Origin of the sequence: Yersinia enterocolitica (assembly GCA_002082245.2) — a bacterium.
Classification (GTDB): domain Bacteria; phylum Pseudomonadota; class Gammaproteobacteria; order Enterobacterales; family Enterobacteriaceae; genus Yersinia; species Yersinia enterocolitica_E.
Map to the genome: position 1 here is coordinate 3,405,052 of NBTC02000002.1, position 23,809 is coordinate 3,428,860.

The following is a 23,809-nucleotide window of genomic DNA, read 5'->3' on the forward strand; positions in this document are numbered from 1 at the left end:
TTGGCCACCATGAAAGACGTCGCCCGCCTGGCGGGTGTATCTACGTCAACAGTCTCACATGTTATTAATAAAAACCGCTTTGTCAGTGATCCTATTCGCGACAAAGTGCTGGCTGCTATCAAACAGCTCAACTATGCCCCTTCAGCACTGGCTCGTAGTTTGAAACTCAATCAAACCCGTACCATTGGTATGTTGGTTACCGCCAGTAGCAACCCATTTTATGCTGAAGTAGTCCGTGGCGTGGAGCGCAGTTGCTATGAGCGTGGTTACAGTTTGATTCTATGCAATACCGAAGGCGATATCGATCGCATGAGCCGTAGCATTGAAACTCTGATGCAAAAGCGCGTCGATGGTCTGCTACTGATGTGCACTGAAAATCACCGCCCTTCTCAAGATATTCTGCGTTGCTACCCGTCATTACCGATAATCATGATGGATTGGGCACCCTTTGAGGGCGTCAATGACGTGATTCAGGATAATTCATTATTGGGTGGCGAAATGGCAACCTCATATTTGATTGCCAGAGGCTATACCCGAATTGCCTGTATTGCTGGCCCACAAGATAAAACCCCTGCCAAAGAACGTTTGGAAGGGTACCGTCAGGCTATGGATCGCGCAGGTTTACCTATTCCATCCGGTTATGAAGTTGCCGGTGATTTTGAATTTTGTGGCGGTTTAGTCGCCATGAAACAGTTGCTTGCGCTACCGGAACCGCCAGAAGCGGTATTTACCAGTAATGATGCGATGGCTGTTGGGGTTTATCAGGCATTGCATCAGGCGGGGTTATCGATACCACAAGATATGGCGGTTATTGGTTACGATGATATTGAAATCGCACAATATATGACACCGCCATTGACCACTATCCATCAACCAAAAGACTCCCTTGGTGAACTGGCTATTGATACACTGATTCATCGATTGAATAACCCGGAAGCGGAACCACAAGTTCTGATTCTCACTCCCGAGCTAATCGAGCGGGGATCGGTGGTCAGTTGTTAAACTTCACTCTCCGCAGGTTGTGTGGCTTTTTTGCTATTACGGCCTTGAATTAGATTGTCGCCATCATTTGGTTTCAGTAATAAGAACACCATGGATGAAAGTAATGTCACTATTCCCATTGTAATAAAGGTGTAGTGGAAGTGATCGACATTGCCACCAAACGATAACCCATCATAAAACCGCAATACCACCGCACTAATGGCAACGCCAAAGCTAATGGCCAGTTGTTGGGTTACCGCCAAAACACTGTTACCTGAGCTGGCATTGTTATCGGTTAAGTCAGCCAGTGTGATGGTATTCATCGCAGTGAACTGTGTCGACATTGCCATCCCCAAGACAAACAGCGGCAATATCATCATCCACGGCGACATGCCCGGTGATTGCAGCGCAAATAGCGCAATCAGCACTCCGATAATAACCGTAATACCTACCAATACAGTCCTATAACCCAGTGAACGTAATACTTGAGTAACGGCAGATTTTGCCATCATCGAACCAATGGCGGTTGGGGCCATCATACAACCGGCAATAATAGCGGAATAGCCAAATCCGACCTGCAACATCAGTGGCATTAGGAAAGGAACGCAGCCAGTCCCTAAACGCGAGGCCACGTTACCGGCAATCCCAACCGAGAATGTTCGGTTTTTAAATAGCGGTAAACCAATCAATGGATTTGGATGACCTTTGGCGTGGAATATATAGAAGAGCAACATCAATAAACCACTCAGTAACACCGTGACTGGCAGATAGCTGGCGATATCCGGTCGGCCCATTATCTCCAGACTTACGGATATCAGGACCAAACTGCTACCAAATAGCAGGAAACCGATAATATCAAAGGCACGTTTAGGCATGGTGAAGTCCGGCATATATTTACGGGCATAAAAGATGCCCAGTAAGCCGATAGGAATATTAAGGATAAAGATCCAATGCCAAGTGGTATAGGTCACCAGTAATCCACCTAATAGTGGCCCCATCACCGGGCCGACTAACCCTGGGATAGTGACAAAATTCAGAACCGGCAATAATTCACTGCGTGGGTAAGCCCTGATCAGCGCAAGCCGGGCCACAGGCATCATCATTGCGCCACCCACCCCTTGAATAACTCGGGAGGCCACCAGAAAAGCCAATGAATCTGAAAGTGCACACAGTAATGACCCTAGCGTAAATAGAGATACAGCCAGAATGAATACCCGTCGGGTACCAAAACGGTCCGCTAGCCAGCCACTCACTGGAATCAACATCGCGACCGTCAGGGTATAGCTGATAATTGCTGACTGCATGGTCAGTGGTGAGCGGTTAAGGCTTTCAGCAATTGATGGGAGTGCCGTATTCAGTATGGTGGCATCCAAAGCCTGCATAAAGAAGGCCATGGCAGCTAGCCAAGGAAGGCCCGCCATACTGCGTGCAGATTTTATCATTGTTCGTCCTGATTATAGGGGTGAGTGTGAGCACCTTCTTTATATATATAGATAGAACAGCTAGCCGTTAATTTTTATCTGTTAATAATACCTGACATGCCAGCAAGGCTCCCTGACTGTCACCTGCCAAAATTGTATCAACAATATCCTGATGGTATTGCAGCTTAATCACTTCATCGCCGGTAATGGCGCGAAAATAGCTGTGATAAACCGAACTGAACAAATTGGCGAAAGAGGTCAAAAACGGATTACCACTGGCTTCATATATTAACTGATGAAATTGAGCATCCACTTGAATCCATTTTTCACGATTAAAGTGAGTATCTAACGCACGCATCTCTGCAATCAGTGATGCTAACAATGCTCGCTGTTGCTCATTGGCATTAATGGCTGCCAATGAACAGGCTTGAGGCTCAAGTGAGGTTCTTAATATAAGGAAGTGTTGCATCACTTGATCGAAATTCTCTCTGTTCAGCCACCAAGTGAGTAACTCCTGATCAAGGTAGTTCCAATTTGTTTGTGGCATCACTCGGGTACCAATGCGTGGGCGGGGTAATAACATCCCTTTTGCTGCCAGCATCTTTACTGCTTCACGAACGGCAGTACGACTAACACCAAATTGCTCCCCCAACTCTATCTCACCAGGCAGTATGCTGCCGGCTGCATATTCTCCGGCGAGAATTCGCTGGCCAATCTTCTCAGCCAACAGGTAAGAGAGATTTCGCTGGGCGGCCTGTTGTTGGGTATTTAGTTGCATGGTGATTTGTCCTATCTGTCTTCTTATATATCTATTTTACTCTACTGTTTAACACTGGTAGTGAATGTTTAGCTTAATAATTGTTTAAACATTGGTCTTTTAGCCTATTTTTGCTGAAATAAAACGCGGTTGAAAAGTTTTTTCAAATTAGGGGTTGCAGGCTGTCAGGAACTCCCTATAATGCGCCTCCACTGACCGGGAACAACGAAACAGACTTCGCCGGGTCAGGAAGCGAAAAGAATGATTTTGACTTCGAAAGAAACCAAAGAAACTCTTGACTCTTCAGCGGGAAAGCGTATTATCTGCCTCCCGCGTTACCGTAAGATTCGCCGAAAGGCAAACGGGTAACGAACGCTCTTTAACAATTTATCAGACAATCTGTGTGGGCACTCGCAAGACGATATCGAAGCCTGTTTCGGCAGGCAGAAGAAATATCAAAGTCTTGAAGAGTGACCAAAGCAGTACACATTTGAACTTCGGTTCGAATGCATATTTGCAGAAAGTAATCTTTGAGCATCGCTGCTTTTATTAGCAGCAAATCAAACAAATCTTAAATTGAAGAGTTTGATCATGGCTCAGATTGAACGCTGGCGGCAGGCCTAACACATGCAAGTCGAGCGGCAGCGGGAAGTAGTTTACTACTTTGCCGGCGAGCGGCGGACGGGTGAGTAATGTCTGGGAAACTGCCTGATGGAGGGGGATAACTACTGGAAACGGTAGCTAATACCGCATGACCTCGCAAGAGCAAAGTGGGGGACCTTAGGGCCTCACGCCATCGGATGTGCCCAGATGGGATTAGCTAGTAGGTGGGGTAATGGCTCACCTAGGCGACGATCCCTAGCTGGTCTGAGAGGATGACCAGCCACACTGGAACTGAGACACGGTCCAGACTCCTACGGGAGGCAGCAGTGGGGAATATTGCACAATGGGCGCAAGCCTGATGCAGCCATGCCGCGTGTGTGAAGAAGGCCTTCGGGTTGTAAAGCACTTTCAGCGAGGAGGAAGGCAGTCGTGTTAATAGCACGGTTGATTGACGTTACTCGCAGAAGAAGCACCGGCTAACTCCGTGCCAGCAGCCGCGGTAATACGGAGGGTGCAAGCGTTAATCGGAATTACTGGGCGTAAAGCGCACGCAGGCGGTTTGTTAAGTCAGATGTGAAATCCCCGCGCTTAACGTGGGAACTGCATTTGAAACTGGCAAGCTAGAGTCTTGTAGAGGGGGTAGAATTCCAGGTGTAGCGGTGAAATGCGTAGAGATCTGGAGGAATACCGGTGGCGAAGGCGGCCCCCTGGACAAAGACTGACGCTCAGGTGCGAAAGCGTGGGGAGCAAACAGGATTAGATACCCTGGTAGTCCACGCTGTAAACGATGTCGACTTGGAGGTTGTGCCCTTGAGGCGTGGCTTCCGGAGCTAACGCGTTAAGTCGACCGCCTGGGGAGTACGGCCGCAAGGTTAAAACTCAAATGAATTGACGGGGGCCCGCACAAGCGGTGGAGCATGTGGTTTAATTCGATGCAACGCGAAGAACCTTACCTACTCTTGACATCCACAGAACTTAGCAGAGATGCTTCGGTGCCTTCGGGAACTGTGAGACAGGTGCTGCATGGCTGTCGTCAGCTCGTGTTGTGAAATGTTGGGTTAAGTCCCGCAACGAGCGCAACCCTTATCCTTTGTTGCCAGCACGTAATGGTGGGAACTCAAGGGAGACTGCCGGTGATAAACCGGAGGAAGGTGGGGATGACGTCAAGTCATCATGGCCCTTACGAGTAGGGCTACACACGTGCTACAATGGCAGATACAAAGTGAAGCGAACTCGCGAGAGCAAGCGGACCACATAAAGTCTGTCGTAGTCCGGATTGGAGTCTGCAACTCGACTCCATGAAGTCGGAATCGCTAGTAATCGTAGATCAGAATGCTACGGTGAATACGTTCCCGGGCCTTGTACACACCGCCCGTCACACCATGGGAGTGGGTTGCAAAAGAAGTAGGTAGCTTAACCTTCGGGAGGGCGCTTACCACTTTGTGATTCATGACTGGGGTGAAGTCGTAACAAGGTAACCGTAGGGGAACCTGCGGTTGGATCACCTCCTTACCTAACGATACGCATTGCGTAGTGTCCACACAGATTGTCTGATGAATGTAAATGAGCAAGAGCACCTGTTGATGAGGGTGATGATTGTGTAATAAGACCTCGGTATCGAGTTTTTACTGCATCAGTCGTTCGAATGTGTCACCACATTTTCACCTTTACACAAAAATACTGAATCAGTGATTCAGTAGAAATTTTTGTGTCCCCATCGTCTAGAGGCCTAGGACACTGCCCTTTCACGGCTGTAACAGGGGTTCGAATCCCCTTGGGGACGCCACTCCGATAATGTGTGAAAGACATTATCAACTGAATATCTTAAAGATGACTTTAACGAGTCGTGTTTAAGATATTGCTCTTTAACAATCTGGAACAAGCTGAAAATTGAAACATTACAGCCGAAATTTATCTCTCCGTAGATGTACTGAGATAAAGAGTAACCTGTAATAGAGTCTCTCAAATAATCGCAATGCCAATGGGTAATCATTGTTGCAGTGTGAGCGAGAAGACACTCAGCAAGGCGTACAGCGCACAGCAACCGGAGTGAACTTAACGTTCATGAGGATTGCGCGCACTGCACAACATAGCAGAGTGTGTTCACAGCCACACCAATAACGAAAAACACCTTTGGGTTGTGAGGTTAAGCGACTAAGCGTACACGGTGGATGCCTAGGCAGTCAGAGGCGATGAAGGGCGTGCTAATCTGCGAAAAGCGTCGGTAAGCTGATATGAAGCGTTATAACCGACGATACCCGAATGGGGAAACCCAGTGCAATTCGTTGCACTATTGCATGGTGAATACATAGCCATGCAAGGCGAACCGGGGGAACTGAAACATCTAAGTACCCCGAGGAAAAGAAATCAACCGAGATTCCCCCAGTAGCGGCGAGCGAACGGGGAAGAGCCCAGAGTCTGAATCAGTTTGTGTGTTAGTGGAAGCGTCTGGAAAGTCGCACGGTACAGGGTGATAGTCCCGTACACCAAAACACACTTGCTGTGAACTCGATGAGTAGGGCGGGACACGTGACATCCTGTCTGAATATGGGGGGACCATCCTCCAAGGCTAAATACTCCTGACTGACCGATAGTGAACCAGTACCGTGAGGGAAAGGCGAAAAGAACCCCGGCGAGGGGAGTGAAATAGAACCTGAAACCGTGTACGTACAAGCAGTGGGAGCCTACTTTGTTGGGTGACTGCGTACCTTTTGTATAATGGGTCAGCGACTTATATTTTGTAGCAAGGTTAACCGAATAGGGGAGCCGTAGGGAAACCGAGTCTTAACTGGGCGTCTAGTTGCAAGGTATAGACCCGAAACCCGGTGATCTAGCCATGGGCAGGTTGAAGGTTGGGTAACACTAACTGGAGGACCGAACCGACTAATGTTGAAAAATTAGCGGATGACTTGTGGCTGGGGGTGAAAGGCCAATCAAACCGGGAGATAGCTGGTTCTCCCCGAAAGCTATTTAGGTAGCGCCTCGTGAACTCATCTTCGGGGGTAGAGCACTGTTTCGGCTAGGGGGTCATCCCGACTTACCAAACCGATGCAAACTCCGAATACCGAAGAATGTTATCACGGGAGACACACGGCGGGTGCTAACGTCCGTCGTGAAGAGGGAAACAACCCAGACCGCCAGCTAAGGTCCCAAAGTCATGGTTAAGTGGGAAACGATGTGGGAAGGCATAGACAGCCAGGATGTTGGCTTAGAAGCAGCCATCATTTAAAGAAAGCGTAATAGCTCACTGGTCGAGTCGGCCTGCGCGGAAGATGTAACGGGGCTAAACCATGCACCGAAGCTGCGGCAGCGACACTTAGGTGTTGTTGGGTAGGGGAGCGTTCTGTAAGCCGTTGAAGGTGACCTGTGAGGGTTGCTGGAGGTATCAGAAGTGCGAATGCTGACATAAGTAACGATAATGCGGGTGAAAAACCCGCACGCCGGAAGACCAAGGGTTCCTGTCCAACGTTAATCGGGGCAGGGTGAGTCGACCCCTAAGGCGAGGCTGAAAAGCGTAGTCGATGGGAAACAGGTTAATATTCCTGTACTTGGTGTTACTGCGAAGGGGGGACGGAGAAGGCTAGGCTAGCCGGGCGACGGTTGTCCCGGTTTAAGCATGTAGGCGGAGTGACTTGGTAAATCCGGTTGCTTATCAACGCTGAGGTGTGATGACGAGCCACTACGGTGGTGAAGTAGTTGATGCCAAGCTTCCAGGAAAAGCCTCTAAGCATCAGGTAACATTAAATCGTACCCCAAACCGACACAGGTGGTCAGGTAGAGAATACTCAGGCGCTTGAGAGAACTCGGGTGAAGGAACTAGGCAAAATGGTGCCGTAACTTCGGGAGAAGGCACGCTGGCATTAGGTAATGGGACTTGCTCCCGGCGCCGAAGCCAGTCGCAGATACCAGCTGGCTGCAACTGTTTAATAAAAACACAGCACTGTGCAAACACGAAAGTGGACGTATACGGTGTGACGCCTGCCCGGTGCTGGAAGGTTAATTGATGGGGTCAGCCGCAAGGCGAAGCTCTTGATCGAAGCCCCAGTAAACGGCGGCCGTAACTATAACGGTCCTAAGGTAGCGAAATTCCTTGTCGGGTAAGTTCCGACCTGCACGAATGGCGTAATGATGGCCAGGCTGTCTCCACCCGAGACTCAGTGAAATTGAACTCGCTGTGAAGATGCAGTGTACCCGCGGCAAGACGGAAAGACCCCGTGAACCTTTACTATAGCTTGACACTGAACATTGAGCCTTGATGTGTAGGATAGGTGGGAGGCATTGAAGTGTGGACGCCAGTCTGCATGGAGCCAACCTTGAAATACCACCCTTTAATGTTTGATGTTCTAACTCGGCCCCGTGATCCGGGGTGAGGACAGTGTCTGGTGGGTAGTTTGACTGGGGCGGTCTCCTCCCAAAGAGTAACGGAGGAGCACGAAGGTTAGCTAATCACGGTCGGACATCGTGAGGTTAGTGCAAAGGCATAAGCTAGCTTGACTGCGAGAGTGACGGCTCGAGCAGGTACGAAAGTAGGTCTTAGTGATCCGGTGGTTCTGAATGGAAGGGCCATCGCTCAACGGATAAAAGGTACTCCGGGGATAACAGGCTGATACCGCCCAAGAGTTCATATCGACGGCGGTGTTTGGCACCTCGATGTCGGCTCATCACATCCTGGGGCTGAAGTAGGTCCCAAGGGTATGGCTGTTCGCCATTTAAAGTGGTACGCGAGCTGGGTTTAGAACGTCGTGAGACAGTTCGGTCCCTATCTGCCGTGGGCGTTGGAAGATTGAGAGGGGCTGCTCCTAGTACGAGAGGACCGGAGTGGACGAATCACTGGTGTTCGGGTTGTCATGCCAATGGCATTGCCCGGTAGCTAAATTCGGAAGAGATAACCGCTGAAAGCATCTAAGCGGGAAACTTGCCTCGAGATGAGTCTTCCCTGGGGCTTTAAGCCCCCTGAAGGAACGTTAAAGACTATGACGTTGATAGGCTGGGTGTGTAAGTGCAGCGATGCATTGAGCTAACCAGTACTAATGATCCGTGAGGCTTAACCTTACAACACCAAAGGTGTTTTAGATTTGAGAGATAGAAATTTTCAGCGAAGTTCCGAGATTGGGCTGGCTGGCTGTGTGCAGGATTGCATAGCGGGTTAGTTTAGACAGAATTTGCCTGGCGGCCATAGCGCGGTGGTCCCACCTGATCCCATGCCGAACTCAGAAGTGAAACGCCGTAGCGCCGATGGTAGTGTGGGGTCTCCCCATGCGAGAGTAGGACACTGCCAGGCATCAAATAAAGCCGAGACCCCATGCCAAAAGCGTGGGGTTTTTGCTATGGGCAGAATAGTGAAATAGGTATAAATAGTGACCTTAGAGTGGTTGCGTCGCAGGGCTCATAGTCAGACGAGTCAAATATTGCAGGGGCAGGTGAGTCAAATCCGGCCGTCACAGCGATGAATAAAACAAAAGGCTACCTTGATAGGTGGCTTTTTTTGTTTTTATAGCTCTGACTGATCCATCTTGAGCCAGCTATAAATAAACTCTGCGATCTGATCTGGTTGATTAATATCTAATTGCTTTACTACAGTATCTATCGGCTCGTCACTTGCCAAAGCGATAACGTATTCATCAATCAAACCAGCGAAAGGCTTACCTACAACTGCTCTATAAAGAGCAATTTTGCTGATCGGCTCGTGCTTAAAGCCCTCAACCAAAATCAAATCGATAGTTGATGTATCTAATCGACTAGCCAGATAGTGAAGATCCATCGGAGGCTGTTCTGGTGTTTCTGTCATTAATGCCCAGCGGCAATCACTGGCAACTAACGTTTGATGGGCTCCAGCTTTACGCAATTCATAACTGTCTTTGCCCGGCGTATCAATTTCCATATTGTGATGAGTATGTTTGATTAAGCCAACGCGGATTTGGCGCTGTTGAAGTAAGGGGATCAGATGTTTTAGTAAGGTTGTTTTTCCTGTACCACTGTACGCGGCTATACCGAGTAACGGGGGCGTCTTGCTGCTCATAATGGCTCTCTTTTAGTTTGTTCCCATAACTCGCAATCTGCGGGAGTATTTAGGTTACTGAATTGATTGGGTTGTTCATCGAATACCACTCTTTGCGCGTTGATACTCGTCATAAATATCATTAACTTACGCTCCCCTTTTGCCAGATACGTTGCTAGCGTTGGTTTAAGACTAACATGCATTAAAGCTAATGTTGGATGCTCACGCTCGTTATCACTAACATAAGCAGCAAGAGCCTGCCCTTTTGACTGCCAGAGTTGAGAAACCAGATTAAGTGGAAGCATAGGAACGTCACAGGGAGCAAAGACAACCCATTCGGTAGTTGAATGGCTTAATCCAGCATGCATGCCAGCCAATGGGCCTACAAAGCCAGTAATGATATCGTTAATGACGTGAACGCCACTTTGTTGATAGAGGGCTTGGTTACGATTAGCATTAATCAGTAAATTCTCAACCTGAGGTCTTAACCTATCAATCACATGTCGATACAGTGGCTTTCCATTTAGGGAGATTAATCCTTTATCATTTCCGCCCATTCTGGACGAAAGGCCTCCAGCAAGAATAACGCCTGTAATATTAGGTCGCATTTCTATCACTCCACGGTATTAAACTGACTATGGGATTGTATCTTCAAATAGGTGAACAGGTCAGGATTTACTTTTATTGACAATAGGCTCTCTTTCCCTGTGTGAATATCCCTGCTACTTTGTCAGCATATTTTTGAATAGGATAACTTCGCTATGAAATGTCATCGTGTTAATGAACTGATTGAGCTTTTACATCCGGCCTGGCAGCAAGAACCTGATTTAAATCTGGTGCAGTTTTTACAAAAATTGTCAGAGGAAGCTGGTTTTGAAGGTAATTTCGCAGATTTGACAGACGATATTCTTATTTATCATCTGAAAATGCGTGGCTCGGCATCAACGGAAGTGATTCCAGGACTGAAAAAGGATTATGAAGAGGATTTTAAAACAGCATTATTGAGAGCTCGTGGCATCATTAAAGATTAGTCACACTCCTGTCTGCGTAGGGAGGGGGCTTTAATGATACTATTTCTTATTCTCAGCGCGCCGCTGTTACTTATACAGACTGAATGTTGTTATGAACAATTCTGCTTTTAATTTTCAGACTTTGTCTCCAGACCTGATTATGGACGCCCTTGAGGCTGTAGGATTACGGGTGGATTCAGGGTTAACCGCGCTTAATAGTTATGAGAACCGCGTCTATCAGTTTATGGATGAAGATCGTAAACGGTATGTGGTGAAGTTTTATCGTCCCGAGCGTTGGAGCAGTGAACAAATTATCGAGGAACATCGGTTCTCGCTTGATTTGGCAGAATCTGAGATTCCGGTTATCGCCCCATTAGCGCTAAACGGCGAAACTTTGCATACTCATGGCGGCTTTTTCTTTGCTGTGTTCCCAAGTGTCGGTGGGCGGCAATATGAAATAGACAATCTTGATCAACTGGAGTGGGTGGGCCGTTTTCTCGGCAGAATTCATCAGGTGGGTAGCGATGGACTTTTTGTTGCCCGGCCAACGATGGGTATTGAGGAATATCTGACCGAGCCACGTCAGTTACTGGCCAGCAGTGTGTTAGTGCCGGCAAAACAGAAAGACAAGTTTCTGGCGGCAACCGATCTGTTGATCGCCACCATTAAGCAGTATTGGCACACCGATTGGCAGCCGTTGCGGCTACATGGTGATTGCCATCCTGGTAATATTTTGTGGCGTGATGGGCCAATGTTCGTCGATTTGGATGATGCCAGAAATGGTCCGGCGGTTCAGGATTTGTGGATGTTATTACACGGCGAGCGCAGAGAGCAATTGATCCAGTTGGATATCTTGCTGGAAGCTTATGGTGAATTTGCTGATTTTGATCAGCGTGAACTTGCATTGATTGAACCTTTACGCGCAATGCGCATGGTTTATTACCTTGCATGGGTCGCCAGACGTTGGCAGGACCCTGCATTTCCGAAAAGTTTTCCGTGGATGGCGGAGTCTGATTTTTGGTTACAGCAGACTGCATCATTTACAGAACAGGTTAAGCTGTTGCAGGTACCCCCTTTGCAGCTGATGCCAATGTACTAAAGCTAAGATAATGGAGATTGTTATAGTATGAAAAATGTATGGTTAGCTCTCGTTGGCATGGTGATGGCATTCAGTGCATCTGCCGCACAGTTTACGGATGGAACCCAGTACCAGACGTTAAATAAACCAGTAACGGGTGAGCCTCAGGTTTTAGAGTTTTTCTCTTTCTATTGCCCGCACTGCTTTCAGTTTGAAGAAGTTTATCATATCCCTCAGGCAGTAAAAAAAGCACTGCCAGAAGGGACAAAAATGACTCGATACCATGTTGAGTTCCTTGGGCCATTAGGTAAGCAATTGACTCAGGCATGGGCTGTTGCCATGGCATTGGGTGTTGAGGAAAAAATCACCCCACTGATGTTTGAAGGTGTACAGAAAACACAAACTGTTCAAACCCCTGATGATATTCGTAATGTCTTTATTAAAGCGGGTGTGAGTGGCGAAGATTATGATGCAGCATTAAATAGTTTTGTCGTTAAATCACTGGTTGCTCAACAACAAAAAGCGGCTGAAGATTTACAATTACGTGGTGTGCCAGCCATGTTTGTTAATGGCAAATATATGATTAAGAATGATGGCATGGATACCAGCTCAATGGATACCTATGTTAAACAGTATGCGGATGTCGTTAAGTTCCTACTGACCCAAAAGTAATTGTACAAAAGGAGGAGCTGGCTTTTGTTAGCTCCTCTTTCACTTATCCAATACCTACATTGTCATCAGCACTTCAATTCTGTATCTATCTCTGCCACGGAATCATCATATTTACTAATGTGACAGTAATACGACTAAATACTGATTTTATATTTTTTTCCATGTTGTTTTCGATAGATTTATTTATTTCAGTGATGGATAAATACGGATATTAGCGATGCTAAAAAGAGAAAACGACTTGATGGTGGGTAATAAAAAAGAGAGAACACTAAATTATCCACCCGTGGAATTTATTTACCTTAAGACTGTAACTGAATAAGTAATATCCACAATTTAGATAAAGAAAAAATGACAGTAAAATAAAAAAACAATGAATGTAACTATATGATTATTATAATTTTAAATATTACCTCTAAAAAATAAGTAGAGCAGATATAATCTGCACATGCTTTTACTCACAAAGTTATCCACAGATTGGATCTTCAGGATCACTACGTAAAAATGCTCTCTTTCGCACAACAATGGACGCTAAAATTCGTCTCTTGTCGCCAGCTATGGCATTCTTAGCGTTAGACCTTGCTGAATAAAGATGAAGAAACCCTATGGCCCAGATTGCAGAAAACCCATTGATCCTCGTTGACGGTTCCTCTTACCTCTATCGTGCTTACCATGCGTTCCCACCACTGACCAACGGCAGCGGTGAACCAACGGGTGCGATGTACGGCGTGTTGAACATGTTGCGCAGTCTATTGCTGCAATATCGTCCTAGCCATGTAGCGGTAGTATTCGATGCTAAAGGTAAAACATTCCGTGATGAGCTTTTCGCTGACTATAAATCCCACCGGCCACCGATGCCAGATGATTTGCGAGCTCAAATTGAGCCGTTGCACCAAATGGTTAAGGCAATGGGGCTACCTTTATTGGTTGTCTCCGGTGTTGAGGCCGACGATGTTATTGGTACTTTAGCGCAGGAAGCTGAAAAAGTAGGTCATGCTGTATTAATCAGTACCGGTGATAAGGATATGGCGCAATTAGTTACGCCAAATATCACTTTAATCAATACAATGAATAACGCTATTTTGGGGCCACAGGAAGTCTGTGAAAAATATGGTGTACCTCCTGAATTGATTATTGATTTTCTAGCACTAATGGGGGACTCCTCAGACAATATTCCAGGGGTTCCAGGTGTTGGCGAAAAGACCGCACAAGCTTTATTGCAAGGTTTGGGTGGGCTGGATGCGCTGTTCAGTAATTTGGATAAAATATCCACACTGACATTCCGTGGTGCCAAAACCATGTCAGCCAAGTTAGAGCAGAATAAAGATGTTGCTTATCTCTCCTATAAATTAGCCACCATTAAAACAGATGTTGAATTGGATGTGACTTGTGATGAGCTAAAAGTTTCCCCCCCAGATGATGATCAATTACATCAGTTATTCAGCCGTTATGAATTTAAGCGCTGGTTAGTGGATGTAGAAGCGGGCAAATGGCTGGACGGTAAAAAAGATCGGCCAACGGCACAAACAAGTAATAAAGCTTTTGTGGCAGTAGAGCCAGCTGATGCGGTTGAGGTCACCGCAGTACTATCACAAGAAAATTATCAGACCATTTTGGATGAGAAATCCTTAGTAGAGTGGATTGAGCGCCTCAAAAAAGCAGAGGTTTTCGCGTTTGATACTGAGACTGACGGCCTGGATACGCTTAGCAGCAATTTAATTGGTATCTCTTTTGCCGTTGCACCAGGCGAAGCCGCTTATTTACCCTTGGCGCATGATTATTTGGACTCTCCTGTACAGCTCGACCGGGATTGGGTTTTGGCCACGCTAAAACCACTACTGGAAGACGATAAAGCCCTTAAAGTTGGCCAGAATCTCAAGTTTGACCAAAGCATGCTGGCACGTTATGGCATTGAGCTGCGCGGTATCGCTTTCGATACTATGCTGGAATCTTACGTTTTAGACAGTGTTGCTGGTCGCCATGATATGGATAGTCTGGCAGAACGTTATCTCAACCACAAAACTATTACCTTTGAAGAGATCGCCGGTAAGGGTAAAAACCAACTGACCTTTAATCAAATTGCGTTGGAACAAGCAGGCCCTTATGCCGCAGAAGATGCCGACGTTACGCTACAGTTGCATTTGGTGCTGTGGCCAAAACTGCAACAAAGTGAAGGGTTAAAGCGGGTATTCCAGGAAATTGAGATGCCGCTATTGCCAATTCTGTCTCGCATCGAGCGTACTGGTGTCTTGATTGACCAGAATATCTTGGCCGCACATTCAAAAGAGCTGACTATCCGCCTTGATGAGTTAGAAAAACAGGCTCATGAATTGGCTGAAGAGCCGTTCAACCTGGCATCACCTAAGCAGCTTCAGACCATCTTGTACGAAAAACAAAAACTGCCCATCTTGAAGAAAACCCCTGGCGGGGCCGCGTCAACTAATGAAGAAGTGTTGGCTGAGCTGGCATTAGATTACCCGTTGCCGAAGGTGATCCTTGAATATCGTGGTCTGGCTAAGCTGAAAAGTACCTATACCGACAAGCTGCCGTTGATGATTAACCCAATTTCGGGCCGGGTCCATACCTCTTATCACCAGGCGGTGACCGCGACAGGGCGTTTGTCCTCACGTGATCCTAACCTGCAAAACATTCCAGTGCGGAATGAAGAAGGGCGTCGTATACGGCAGGCTTTTATTGCGCCTAAAGGCTATCGCATTATGGCGGCTGACTACTCACAGATTGAGCTGCGTATTATGGCGCACTTGTCGCAGGATAAAGGGCTATTAGCTGCATTTGCTGCGGGAAAAGATATCCACCGTGCGACAGCTGCGGAAGTCTTTGGTATGCCACTAGAAAAGGTCACAACTGAACAACGCCGCAGTGCCAAGGCGATTAACTTTGGTCTTATTTATGGTATGAGCGCTTTTGGTCTGGCGCGGCAGCTAAGCATTCCCCGTGGAGAGGCGCAGCGCTACATGGATCTCTATTTTGAGCGCTATCCCGGTGTGTTGGAATACATGGAGCGCACACGTAAGCAAGCCGCCGATCAAGGTTATGTCACCACGCTGGATGGCCGTCGCCTCTATTTGCCAGACATTCATTCTCGTAATGCAACTCGCCGTAAAGCTGCTGAACGTGAAGCTATCAATGCGCCAATGCAAGGTACCGCCGCTGATATTATCAAACGGGCAATGATTGCAGTGGATGCCTGGTTACAACAGGAACCAGAACCATTGGTGCGGGTAATCATGCAGGTACACGATGAATTGGTGTTTGAAGTGCATGAAAGTGTATTGGAAAGCGCGGAACAAAAGATTCGTGAACTGATGGAGCAGAGTATGCAACTGGCGGTACCACTGAAGGTGGATGTCGGTGTTGGTGATAACTGGGACCAGGCTCACTAGCTTTGTGGGTAAGTGGCGATAAATAAAGCATTTTATGTAATTAAGCTACATTTATCCGCCATTATGCGGGGAAGATGTGCGCTGAATCGTGCCAATTTGTGTAACTATACAACAAAAAATTCTTTTGCCCCGCGAAAAAATGATGTAGAGTTACAGACGTAGGGTACAGAGGTAAGATGTTCTATCTTTCAGACCTTTTACTTCACGTAATCGGATTTGGCTATATATTAGCCGCCCCAGTCATTTATTGACTGGGGCGTTTTTTATTGGGATTTGTGAGCACTTTTCGCGAACCGATAGGAAAACAGCCCAGCATTACCCGTGAAAATACGGGTTGATGATTTTTTTACTCTAGGGGGAAGTGGTATTGCCAGGTATTAACTCAGGGCGATATAAAACATCACCCTTGGGGATAACAGCCCTTGCGGGCTGCTGTTAGCGCTTATTCACTCACCTTCATCGTCATAATCATCAATCATAACTTCTGGTGGTATCTCGCTAAACCAGGTATCCAGTTTTTCCCGTAGTTTTTCGACGCCAATCTTCTTCAAAGAAGAGAAAGCTTCAACCTGAATATCACCCATAAATGGAATAATCGCTTCTCGCACCATGTTCAATTGAGCCTTACGGGCGCCCGAAGCCAGCTTATCCGCTTTGGTCAGCAATAATAGAACCGGGGTGCCAACCGCAACCGCCCAGGTAATCATCTGCTGATCTAAATCTTTCAGTGGATGGCGAATATCCATCAACACAACTAATCCTTTCAGACAGTTACGCTTTTGCAAATACTCACCCAGCGCGCGTTGCCATTTGAGTTTCATCTCTTCCGGGACTTCAGCATAGCCATAGCCCGGTAAGTCAACCAGACGAATACCGTCAACGACTTCAAATAGGTTAATTAGCTGAGTACGGCCGGGTGTTTTACTGGTTCTGGCCAGACTTTTCTGGTTAGTTAACGTATTAAGTGCACTCGATTTACCGGCATTTGAACGGCCAGCAAATGCCACCTCAATACCTTCATCACGTGGCAGATGGCGGATATCCGGAGCACTGATGACGAAGTGGGTCATGTGATAGTTATAGTTTCTAATAGTCAAAATTTGTCGTCTCCGTGAGAGATAGCTTACATGCAGCGATTATAACTGCATCAGGCAAAAAAAAGGGGGTTTATCTTTTATACCCTTCAAGTAACAGGGTTCAGGTATACTGGCAGGCGCGCTGGTTGAGTTGCCTTGAGGGCCGCAGATATGGCAAGGATGGCGCATTGCAGGAGGGAGATATCCGGTTGTTATGTCAGTGCAGGGAGTGTGCTGTAAGGATATCCTTCCGCAGAAGATGCGAAAAAGGGCGACAGGTTAATCTGCCGCCTTTTTTCTTTCTCTTCTTTCTGCTAGATTCCGGCCCAATCCTATACTAAATCCGATCCCATACTTATTTACCCATTTAAGAGCACAGGTTATGAAGCAGCCAAATAAAGCACCACGCGCGAATATTGCGGCCCCGAAAGGTACCGCGACGCCTAAGCGTATTAGAAAGACCCGTGTAGAGCTTGATATTGAAGCTCGCGAGCGTAAACGTCAGAAGAAACATAGTGGCAATCGCTCAGGGGCGAGAACCAATGTAGAAGGCAGCAATAAGAAGGGCCAGTCCGAGACTCAAGAGAAAGATCCACGTATCGGCAGTAAAGTACCCGTGCCGCTGGTGGTTGAGAGTAAGGTTAAAGCTAAGCCAACCACTAAGCCGGTGGCTAAAGTTGAAGCTAAGCCACGTCTGACGCCGGAAGAAGAGCTGTCTAAGCTGGAAAACGATGAGCGTCTGGATGCATTGCTGGATCGTCTGGATAATGATGAAGTATTGAGCAAAGAAGATCAGGCTTATGTTGATCTGACGTTGGATCGTATTGATGCCCTAATGGAACAATTGGGTATTGAATTGGGCGACGATGAAGATGACGAAGCGCCAGAAGAAAAGCAGGAAGACATTTTGCAATTGCTGAAACGCGGTAACCCAAAAGATACATTTTAAACCATGAATTGGGTGATCCTGATAATAGCCCTACTGCTTACATGTTATCTAGTGTGGTTATTGGGTAAACTATGGCTACTGTCGCAACGAAGAAAGCGGTTGCGCAGTGCTACTGCGGCCAGACAACGAAAACATCTGCCCTCTAACCGGCCCGGTAGGCGCAAATATCGGAAGGAATGAACATGTCTGAGCAGGCTATAGTTTGGGATTTATCCCTGATTCAAAAATATAATTATTCAGGGCCGCGCTATACGTCGTACCCCACTGCGCTTGAATTCAGTGAAGATTATAATGAATCTGCTTTTCAGCAGGCAGTGAAGCGTTACCCACAACGGCCTTTGTCGCTGTATGTGCATATCCCGTTTTGCCATAAGCTGTGTTATTTCTGCGGCTGCAATAAGCTGGTGACACGGCAACAGCATAAAGCTGATGAGTATCTGGCGGTCTTGGAAAAAGAGATCCGCCAGCGTGCGGCGTTATTTGTTGGGCGTCAGGTTAGCCAGATGCACTGGGGCGGTGGTACGCCCACTTACCTGAATAAAATACAAATTACCCACCTGATGAATCTGCTACGTGAAAACTTTGATTTCCTGCCCGGTGCTGAGCAATCAATAGAAGTAGACCCACGTGAAATTGAACTGGATGTCCTTGATCACCTGCGTGCTGAGGGGTTTAACCGCCTAAGCATGGGGGTGCAAGATTTTAATAAAGAGGTTCAACGGCTGGTTAATCGTGAGCAGGATGAGGATTTTATCTTTGCCCTGATTGCCCGCGCTAAAGCCCTTGGTTTTAACTCAACCAATATCGATTTGATTTATGGTTTGCCAAAACAGACACCAGAGAGTTTTGCTTTTACCCTCAAACGGGTGGCAGAGCTGAATCCTGATCGCCTGAGTGTGTTCAATTACGCACATTTACCGAGTCTGTTTGCTGCTCAACGTAAAATTAAAGATGCCGATCTGCCGAGCGCCGAACAGCGGCTAGATATTTTGCAGCACACCATCAGTTTCTTAACTGAGTCTGGCTATCAATTTATTGGTATGGATCATTTTGCCCGGCCAGATGATGAATTAGCCATTGCGCAGCGTGAAGGTGAATTACACCGTAATTTCCAAGGTTATACCACCCAAGGCGACAGTGATTTACTCGGTTTGGGGGTTTCTGCTATCAGCATGTTGGGTGACAGCTATGCGCAGAATGAAAAAGATTTGAAGACTTACTATTCCTGCGTGGAGCAGCGTGGCAATGCGCTGTGGCGTGGTTTGGCGATGACTGAAGATGATTGCTTGCGCCGTGATGTGATTAAAACGCTGATTTGTAATTTCCAAATCAGTTATCAGCCGATTGAGCAGCAGTATGGTATTCGTTTTGCAGATTATTTTGCTGAAGATTTTGAGCTACTAGCGCCTTTCGAACACGATGGGCTGGTGGAGCGGGATGATAAAGGCATTCGGGTAACACCGCGCGGGCGCTTACTGATTCGTAATATTTGTATGTGTTTCGATATCTATTTACGGAAACAGGCGCGCAAGCAGCAGTTTTCACGCGTGATCTGATGATGTCCCCCTCAATGGTCAACATTACCTTGAGGGGGAATTTAGGCAGGAATTACTCTGTTTCTCCCAACTACTCCATTCCCAGCTCTTTTAACTTCCGCGTTAAGGTGTTGCGGCCCCAACCCAGCAGACGTGCCGCTTCTTGCTTATGACCTTGAGTATGGCGTAATGCCGTGGTTAACAGCGTGCGCTCCATTTCCGGCTGTGCCTCAGATAACAGATCCTGATGACCAGAACGTAGGGCGCGTTCAGCCCATTGTGCCAATAGGGTTGCCCAGTTGTCCGGTGTCCGCTGACCTGAAGCATCTGGCGTGCTGGTTTCAAACAATTCAGAAGGTAAATCCTGAGTCAGTACTTCCTGCCCGGCAGCCATCACCGTCAGCCAGCGACAGGTGTTTTCCAGTTGGCGCACGTTACCCTGCCAAGGCAGACGGGTTAGCGCCACTTCGGTCTCAGGGTGCAGATTTTTGGCTTCCACACCTAACTCTTTAGCCGCCACTTGCAAGAAGTAACGAGCCAAACGCGGAATGTCTTCACGACGTTCACGCAGCGGTGGCAGATGTACCCGAATCACATTCAGACGATGGAATAAATCCTCACGGAATTTACCTTCCTGAACACGCAGCTCCAGATTTTGGTGGGTAGCGGCAATAATACGAACATCTACTTTGACCGGTGCGTAACCCCCGACGCGATAAAACTGACCATCAGCCAGCACGCGTAGCAGGCGGGTCTGTACATCCAATGGCATATCACCGATTTCATCTAAAAACAGTGTGCCGCCATCGGCTTGTTCAAAACGACCTTGGCGCACTTGATTCGCGCCGGTAAAGGCACCTTTCTCGTGGCCGAATAATTCAGATTCAATTAAATCTTTCGGGATCGCCGCCATATTCAGCGCGATAAACGGCGCTTTAGCCCGTGGGCTGTGGCGATGTAACGCATGGGCCACTAACTCTTTACCGGTACCCGACTCACCGTTAATCAGCACACTAATAGAAGAACGAGATAAGCGGCCGATGATACGGAAAACGTCTTGCATCGCCGGTGCTTCGCCAATGATATCAGCGGTTGGGCCGCTGGCTGGTTGGCTGCGTGCCGGTTGCTGCTGCTCCTGATAATGGCTGATAGCCCGCTCAACCAGAGCTACGGCTTCATCAATATCAAAAGGTTTAGGCAGGTAATCAAAAGCCCCTTGCTGATAGGCACTGACCGCAGCATCTAAATCAGAATGTGCCGTCATTATGATGACCGGGAGCATCGGGTGGCGCTGCTTAATCTGTTTCAGCAGGGCTAATCCGTCCATGCCAGGCATGCGAATATCCGATAACAACACATCCGGGGTTTGTGTCGCGAGTGCATCCAACACCTGGTTACCGGTATCGAAGGTTGCACAGTTCAGACCTGCTCCAGTCAGTGCACGTTCAAGCACCCAGCGGATGGAGCTATCGTCATCGACGATCCAGACTATCCCTCGTTGCATAGAAACCTCACTGGCGAATAGGCAGGTAAACCGAGAATTCGGTATGTCCCGGCCAACTGTTGAATTCAATTTTACCCGAATGTTGATCGATAAGATTACGGGCGATAGACAAGCCAAGGCCAGTTCCCCCCTCGCGACCACTTACCATCGGATAGAACACGGTATCTTGTAATTGCGTTGGAACGCCCGGACCGTCATCTTCAATATCAATGCGAGCGCTCAAACGATAGCGCATACCATGCAGTGTTATCTGAAACGCAGTACGGGTGCGCAGCGTAATAGTGCCGCCAGCTCCCCCCAAAGCCTGTAATGCATTGCGAGTGATATTCAGCAACACTTGTTCAATTTGGTCTGGATCATGGGCCAGTTCAGGCAAGCTTGGGTCATAGTCACGGATTAACGTCACATTATCTGGTTTTTCCAGCGAGACTAACTGACAAACCCGTTCAGCAACCTGATGGATACTTTGTGTGATGTGTTGACCGGGCCGTTGTGGGCCTAATAAGCGATCAACTAAGTTACGCAAGCGGTCTGCCTGCTCAATGATCACTTTGGTATATTCCAACAATGCCGGATCAGGCAATGCTTTAGACAATAATTGTGCTGCCCCCCGTAAGCCACCTAACGGGTTCTTAATCTCATGAGCCAGCCCACGAACCAGATCACGGGCTGCGACTTGCTGTGCATGTTGTAATTGTTCTTGGCTTAACCGACGCTGATTATCCATCGGCGCCATTTCCAGCAATATAAAACCTTCTGGCAGTGATTGTGCTGTCAGCGACAAAATATGCGCGCGGCCATCAACAACTACGGTCACCTCGTTATCGGTAAAACCTTGACCGGCGATCAGACTTTCCCGCATCAGGTCGATGTTAAGAGAAAAATAGCCTAATAAATCGGGCAGGGGTGTACCAAAAAGTTTACGAGAGCTTTGCGCCAGAAGTTGCTGCGCAGCGGGATTGGCATAATGGATAGCCAAATCATCATCTAATAGCAGAATACTATTAATGAGAGAATTAAGGATCTGCCCAGCATCGGGCAGCGTGCCTGTTGCCATTACGCAGACTCCTGCACTCTTTTGGTGAATACATCCTAATCGGTTCAGTCGTGACTGAGCCAGAGGAAATATGACGAAAACGAAAAGTGGAGAAAAAAGCCCATCCGAAGATGGGCCAAAAGTTTCCACGGCAACAACCCTTCATCTTTCAAGTTGTAGGTGTGTTGGCTGCTCTCACTCACCCGAATCACTTACTGGTGTAAGCTCATCGGGATTCTCTCGCTTGCCGCCTTCCTACACCTTGAAATCTATTGGGTAAACTAAAATTAAACGCTGTAATACAGTTCGAACTCAACTGGGTGCGGAGTCATACGAACGCGGTCCATTTCTTCTTTACGCAGTTCGATATAAGCATCGATAGCGTCGTCAGTGAACACGCCACCACGGGTCAGGAACTCGCGGTCTTCGTTCAGTGCAGCCATAGCTTCGTCCAGTGAACCTGCAACTTTTGGAATTTCTGCTTCTTCTTCCGGTGGCAAGTCATACAGGTTTTTGTCCATCGCATCACCTGGGTGAATTTTGTTGATGATGCCATCAAGGCCAGCCATCAGCAGTGCTGCGAAGCACAAGTATGGGTTAGCGGCTGGATCCGGGAAGCGTGCTTCAATACGACGCGCTTTCGGGCTGGCAACCACTGGAATACGGATAGAAGCTGAACGGTTACGGGCAGAGTATGCCAACATGACCGGAGCTTCGTAGCCTGGGACCAAACGCTTGTAGGAGTTAGTCGTTGGGTTAGCCAAGGCGTTAATTGCTTTTGCGTGCTTGATGATACCGCCGATGTAGAACAGCGCCATTTCAGACAGGCCAGCATATTTGTCACCGGCGAACAGGTTAGTACCGTTCTTGGACAACGACATATGGCAGTGCATGCCTGAACCATTATCACCAAACATTGGTTTTGGCATAAAGGTCGCAGTTTTGCCGAATGCGTGTGCCACGTTGTGCACCACATATTTGTAGATCTGAATTTCATCGGCTTTCTTGGTCATGGTATTGAAGCGAGTAGCCACTTCGTTCTGACCTGCGGTAGCCACTTCATGGTGATGCGCTTCTACTACCAGGCCCATTTCTTCCATGGTCAGACACATGGTAGAACGCAGGTCCTGTGAAGAATCAACCGGAGGAACTGGGAAGTAACCGCCTTTCACTGCCGGACGGTGGCCTTTGTTGCCGCCTTCGTATTTGGTGCTGGAGTTCCATGCGCCTTCGATGTCATCGATAGCGACATGAGAGCCACGGATGCTGCTACCAAAACGAACATCGTCAAACAGGAAGAATTCTGGTTCTGGCCCAAACAGCACGGTATCTGCAATACCTGAAGATTTCAGGAATTCTTCTGCGCGTTTTGAGATTGAACGTGGGTCGCGATCATAGCCTTGCAGGGTACCTGGCTCAAGAATGTCACAACGGATAATCAGTGTGGAATCTTCGAAGAACGGATCCATAACAGCGGTGCTGGCGTCTGGCATCAGTACCATGTCGGATTCGTTAATGCCTTTCCAGCCACCAATCGAGGAGCCATCAAACATTTTGCCTTCTTCGAAGAAGTCAGCGTTGACCTGATGAGCCGGAATAGTGATGTGCTGCTCTTTCCCTTTGGTATCGGTGAAGCGCAAATCAACAAATTTCACTTCGTGCTCATTCAGCATCGTCAAAACATGTTCAGCGGACATACTTATATCTCCTGGATTTGTCATAGTCGTCGTGGAACGATTATCGTTTGGGTGTTCAGTTATCTTTTTATTCAGGCTAACGCTCATGCTG

17 protein-coding genes, 1 tRNA gene, 3 rRNA genes and 2 pseudogenes are annotated in these 23,809 nt (G+C 47.6%); 14 read left to right on the forward strand and 9 right to left on the reverse strand.

Going from position 1 to position 23,809, the window contains the following annotated elements:
* Window positions 1-1,002 carry a transcriptional regulator RbsR gene (locus A6J66_017020; protein PNM25732.1) on the forward strand — a complete coding sequence of 334 codons (1,002 nt, stop codon included), beginning with the start codon at window positions 1-3 and terminating at the stop codon, window positions 1,000-1,002.
* Here the strand turns inward: A6J66_017020 and A6J66_017025 are convergent.
* The 3 genes and pseudogenes from A6J66_017025 to A6J66_017035 all read right to left on the reverse strand — a co-directional run bounded on the left by A6J66_017025 (window position 999) and on the right by A6J66_017035 (window position 3,727).
* The gene (locus tag A6J66_017025; protein PNM25733.1) at window positions 999-2,423 is read right to left on the reverse strand and encodes a multidrug transporter subunit MdtD; all 1,425 of its coding nucleotides are present in this window, start codon (window positions 2,421-2,423) and stop codon (window positions 999-1,001) included. The genes A6J66_017020 and A6J66_017025 overlap by 4 nt on opposite strands.
* Before the next feature lie 67 nt (window positions 2,424-2,490).
* Entirely contained in the window at window positions 2,491-3,180 is a 690-nt protein-coding gene (locus tag A6J66_017030; protein PNM25734.1) for a FadR family transcriptional regulator, read from the reverse strand.
* A gap of 369 nt (window positions 3,181-3,549) precedes the next feature.
* A pseudogene (locus tag A6J66_017035) lies at window positions 3,550-3,727 on the reverse strand (hypothetical protein).
* A 5-nt stretch (window positions 3,728-3,732) separates the two neighbouring features.
* Here A6J66_017035 and A6J66_017040 point away from each other — a divergent pair.
* The 4 genes from A6J66_017040 (at window position 3,733) to rrf (ending at window position 9,043) form a co-directional block, all read left to right on the forward strand.
* A 16S ribosomal RNA gene (locus A6J66_017040) occupies window positions 3,733-5,277 on the forward strand.
* 195 nt (window positions 5,278-5,472) lie between these two features.
* Window positions 5,473-5,548 (forward strand) — tRNA-Glu (locus A6J66_017045).
* A 349-nt stretch (window positions 5,549-5,897) separates the two neighbouring features.
* Window positions 5,898-8,835, forward strand: a 23S ribosomal RNA gene (locus A6J66_017050).
* A gap of 92 nt (window positions 8,836-8,927) precedes the next feature.
* Window positions 8,928-9,043, forward strand: a 5S ribosomal RNA gene (rrf, locus tag A6J66_017055).
* The 16S, 23S and 5S rRNA genes sit together here with 1 tRNA gene alongside, the layout of an rRNA operon.
* 210 nt (window positions 9,044-9,253) lie before the next feature.
* Here the strand turns inward: rrf and A6J66_017060 are convergent.
* Together A6J66_017060 and A6J66_017065 are read right to left on the reverse strand one after the other, a co-directional pair.
* Window positions 9,254-9,781: a molybdopterin-guanine dinucleotide biosynthesis protein B gene (locus tag A6J66_017060; GenBank protein ID PNM25735.1), complete on the reverse strand. Its 528-nt coding sequence runs from the start codon at window positions 9,779-9,781 to the stop codon at window positions 9,254-9,256.
* Complete coding sequence (locus tag A6J66_017065) at window positions 9,778-10,377, reverse strand: molybdenum cofactor guanylyltransferase MobA (GenBank protein ID PNM25736.1); 600 nt, start codon at window positions 10,375-10,377, stop codon at window positions 9,778-9,780. The genes A6J66_017060 and A6J66_017065 overlap by 4 nt, the downstream gene beginning before the upstream one ends.
* 144 nt (window positions 10,378-10,521) lie before the next feature.
* Between A6J66_017065 and A6J66_017070 the strand changes: the two genes are divergently transcribed.
* The 4 genes from A6J66_017070 (at window position 10,522) to A6J66_017085 (ending at window position 15,921) form a co-directional block, all read left to right on the forward strand.
* A complete protein-coding gene (locus A6J66_017070) occupies window positions 10,522-10,791 on the forward strand; it encodes a DUF1040 domain-containing protein (protein PNM25737.1) in 270 nt (89 codons plus the stop codon).
* 91 nt (window positions 10,792-10,882) lie between these two features.
* Window positions 10,883-11,869 carry a serine/threonine protein kinase gene (locus A6J66_017075; protein PNM25738.1) on the forward strand — a complete coding sequence of 329 codons (987 nt, stop codon included), beginning with the start codon at window positions 10,883-10,885 and terminating at the stop codon, window positions 11,867-11,869.
* A gap of 27 nt (window positions 11,870-11,896) precedes the next feature.
* Complete coding sequence (locus tag A6J66_017080; GenBank protein ID PNM25739.1) at window positions 11,897-12,520, forward strand: thiol:disulfide interchange protein DsbA; 624 nt, start codon at window positions 11,897-11,899, stop codon at window positions 12,518-12,520.
* Window positions 12,521-13,122: 602 nt separating this feature from the next.
* Window positions 13,123-15,921 carry a DNA polymerase I gene (locus A6J66_017085; protein PNM25740.1) on the forward strand — a complete coding sequence of 933 codons (2,799 nt, stop codon included), beginning with the start codon at window positions 13,123-13,125 and terminating at the stop codon, window positions 15,919-15,921.
* A 446-nt stretch (window positions 15,922-16,367) separates the two neighbouring features.
* Here the strand turns inward: A6J66_017085 and A6J66_017090 are convergent, their stop codons facing one another.
* On the reverse strand, window positions 16,368-17,018 hold the full coding sequence (locus A6J66_017090) for a YihA family ribosome biogenesis GTP-binding protein (GenBank protein ID PNM25741.1): 651 nt from the start codon (window positions 17,016-17,018) through the stop codon (window positions 16,368-16,370).
* 361 nt (window positions 17,019-17,379) lie between these two features.
* On the opposite strand from A6J66_017090, the gene A6J66_017095 reads away from it, so the two are divergent.
* From A6J66_017095 to hemN, 3 genes are read left to right on the forward strand one after another with little or no spacing between them, the layout of a single operon-like run.
* Window positions 17,380-17,946, forward strand: a complete 567-nt coding sequence (locus A6J66_017095; protein ID PNM25742.1) for a Der GTPase-activating protein YihI — start codon at window positions 17,380-17,382, stop codon at window positions 17,944-17,946.
* 12 nt (window positions 17,947-17,958) lie between these two features.
* Window positions 17,959-18,126 (forward strand): high mobility group protein Z, encoded by a 168-nt coding sequence (locus tag A6J66_017100; protein ID PNM27054.1) that lies wholly within the window; start codon window positions 17,959-17,961, stop codon window positions 18,124-18,126.
* A gap of 2 nt (window positions 18,127-18,128) precedes the next feature.
* Window positions 18,129-19,502 carry an oxygen-independent coproporphyrinogen III oxidase gene (hemN, locus tag A6J66_017105; protein ID PNM25743.1) on the forward strand — a complete coding sequence of 458 codons (1,374 nt, stop codon included), beginning with the start codon at window positions 18,129-18,131 and terminating at the stop codon, window positions 19,500-19,502.
* 70 nt (window positions 19,503-19,572) lie between these two features.
* Here hemN and A6J66_017110 read toward each other — a convergent pair whose 3' ends face one another.
* On the reverse strand, window positions 19,573-20,985 hold the full coding sequence (locus tag A6J66_017110; GenBank protein PNM25744.1) for a nitrogen regulation protein NR(I): 1,413 nt from the start codon (window positions 20,983-20,985) through the stop codon (window positions 19,573-19,575).
* A 7-nt stretch (window positions 20,986-20,992) separates the two neighbouring features.
* A complete protein-coding gene (locus A6J66_017115) occupies window positions 20,993-22,042 on the reverse strand; it encodes a nitrogen regulation protein NR(II) (GenBank protein PNM25745.1) in 1,050 nt (349 codons plus the stop codon).
* Between the two features lie 86 nt (window positions 22,043-22,128).
* Between A6J66_017115 and A6J66_017120 the strand changes: the two genes are divergently transcribed.
* Window positions 22,129-22,245: an AAA family ATPase gene (locus A6J66_017120; protein PNM25746.1), complete on the forward strand. Its 117-nt coding sequence runs from the start codon at window positions 22,129-22,131 to the stop codon at window positions 22,243-22,245.
* Window positions 22,185-22,301 (forward strand): annotated as a pseudogene (locus tag A6J66_017125) (23S rRNA (guanine(745)-N(1))-methyltransferase). Before A6J66_017120 ends, A6J66_017125 begins: the two are co-directional and overlap by 61 nt.
* Before the next feature lie 7 nt (window positions 22,302-22,308).
* Here A6J66_017125 and glnA read toward each other — a convergent pair.
* On the reverse strand, window positions 22,309-23,718 hold the full coding sequence (glnA, locus tag A6J66_017130) for a glutamate--ammonia ligase (GenBank protein PNM25747.1): 1,410 nt from the start codon (window positions 23,716-23,718) through the stop codon (window positions 22,309-22,311).
* Between the last annotated feature and the right edge of the window lie 91 nt (window positions 23,719-23,809).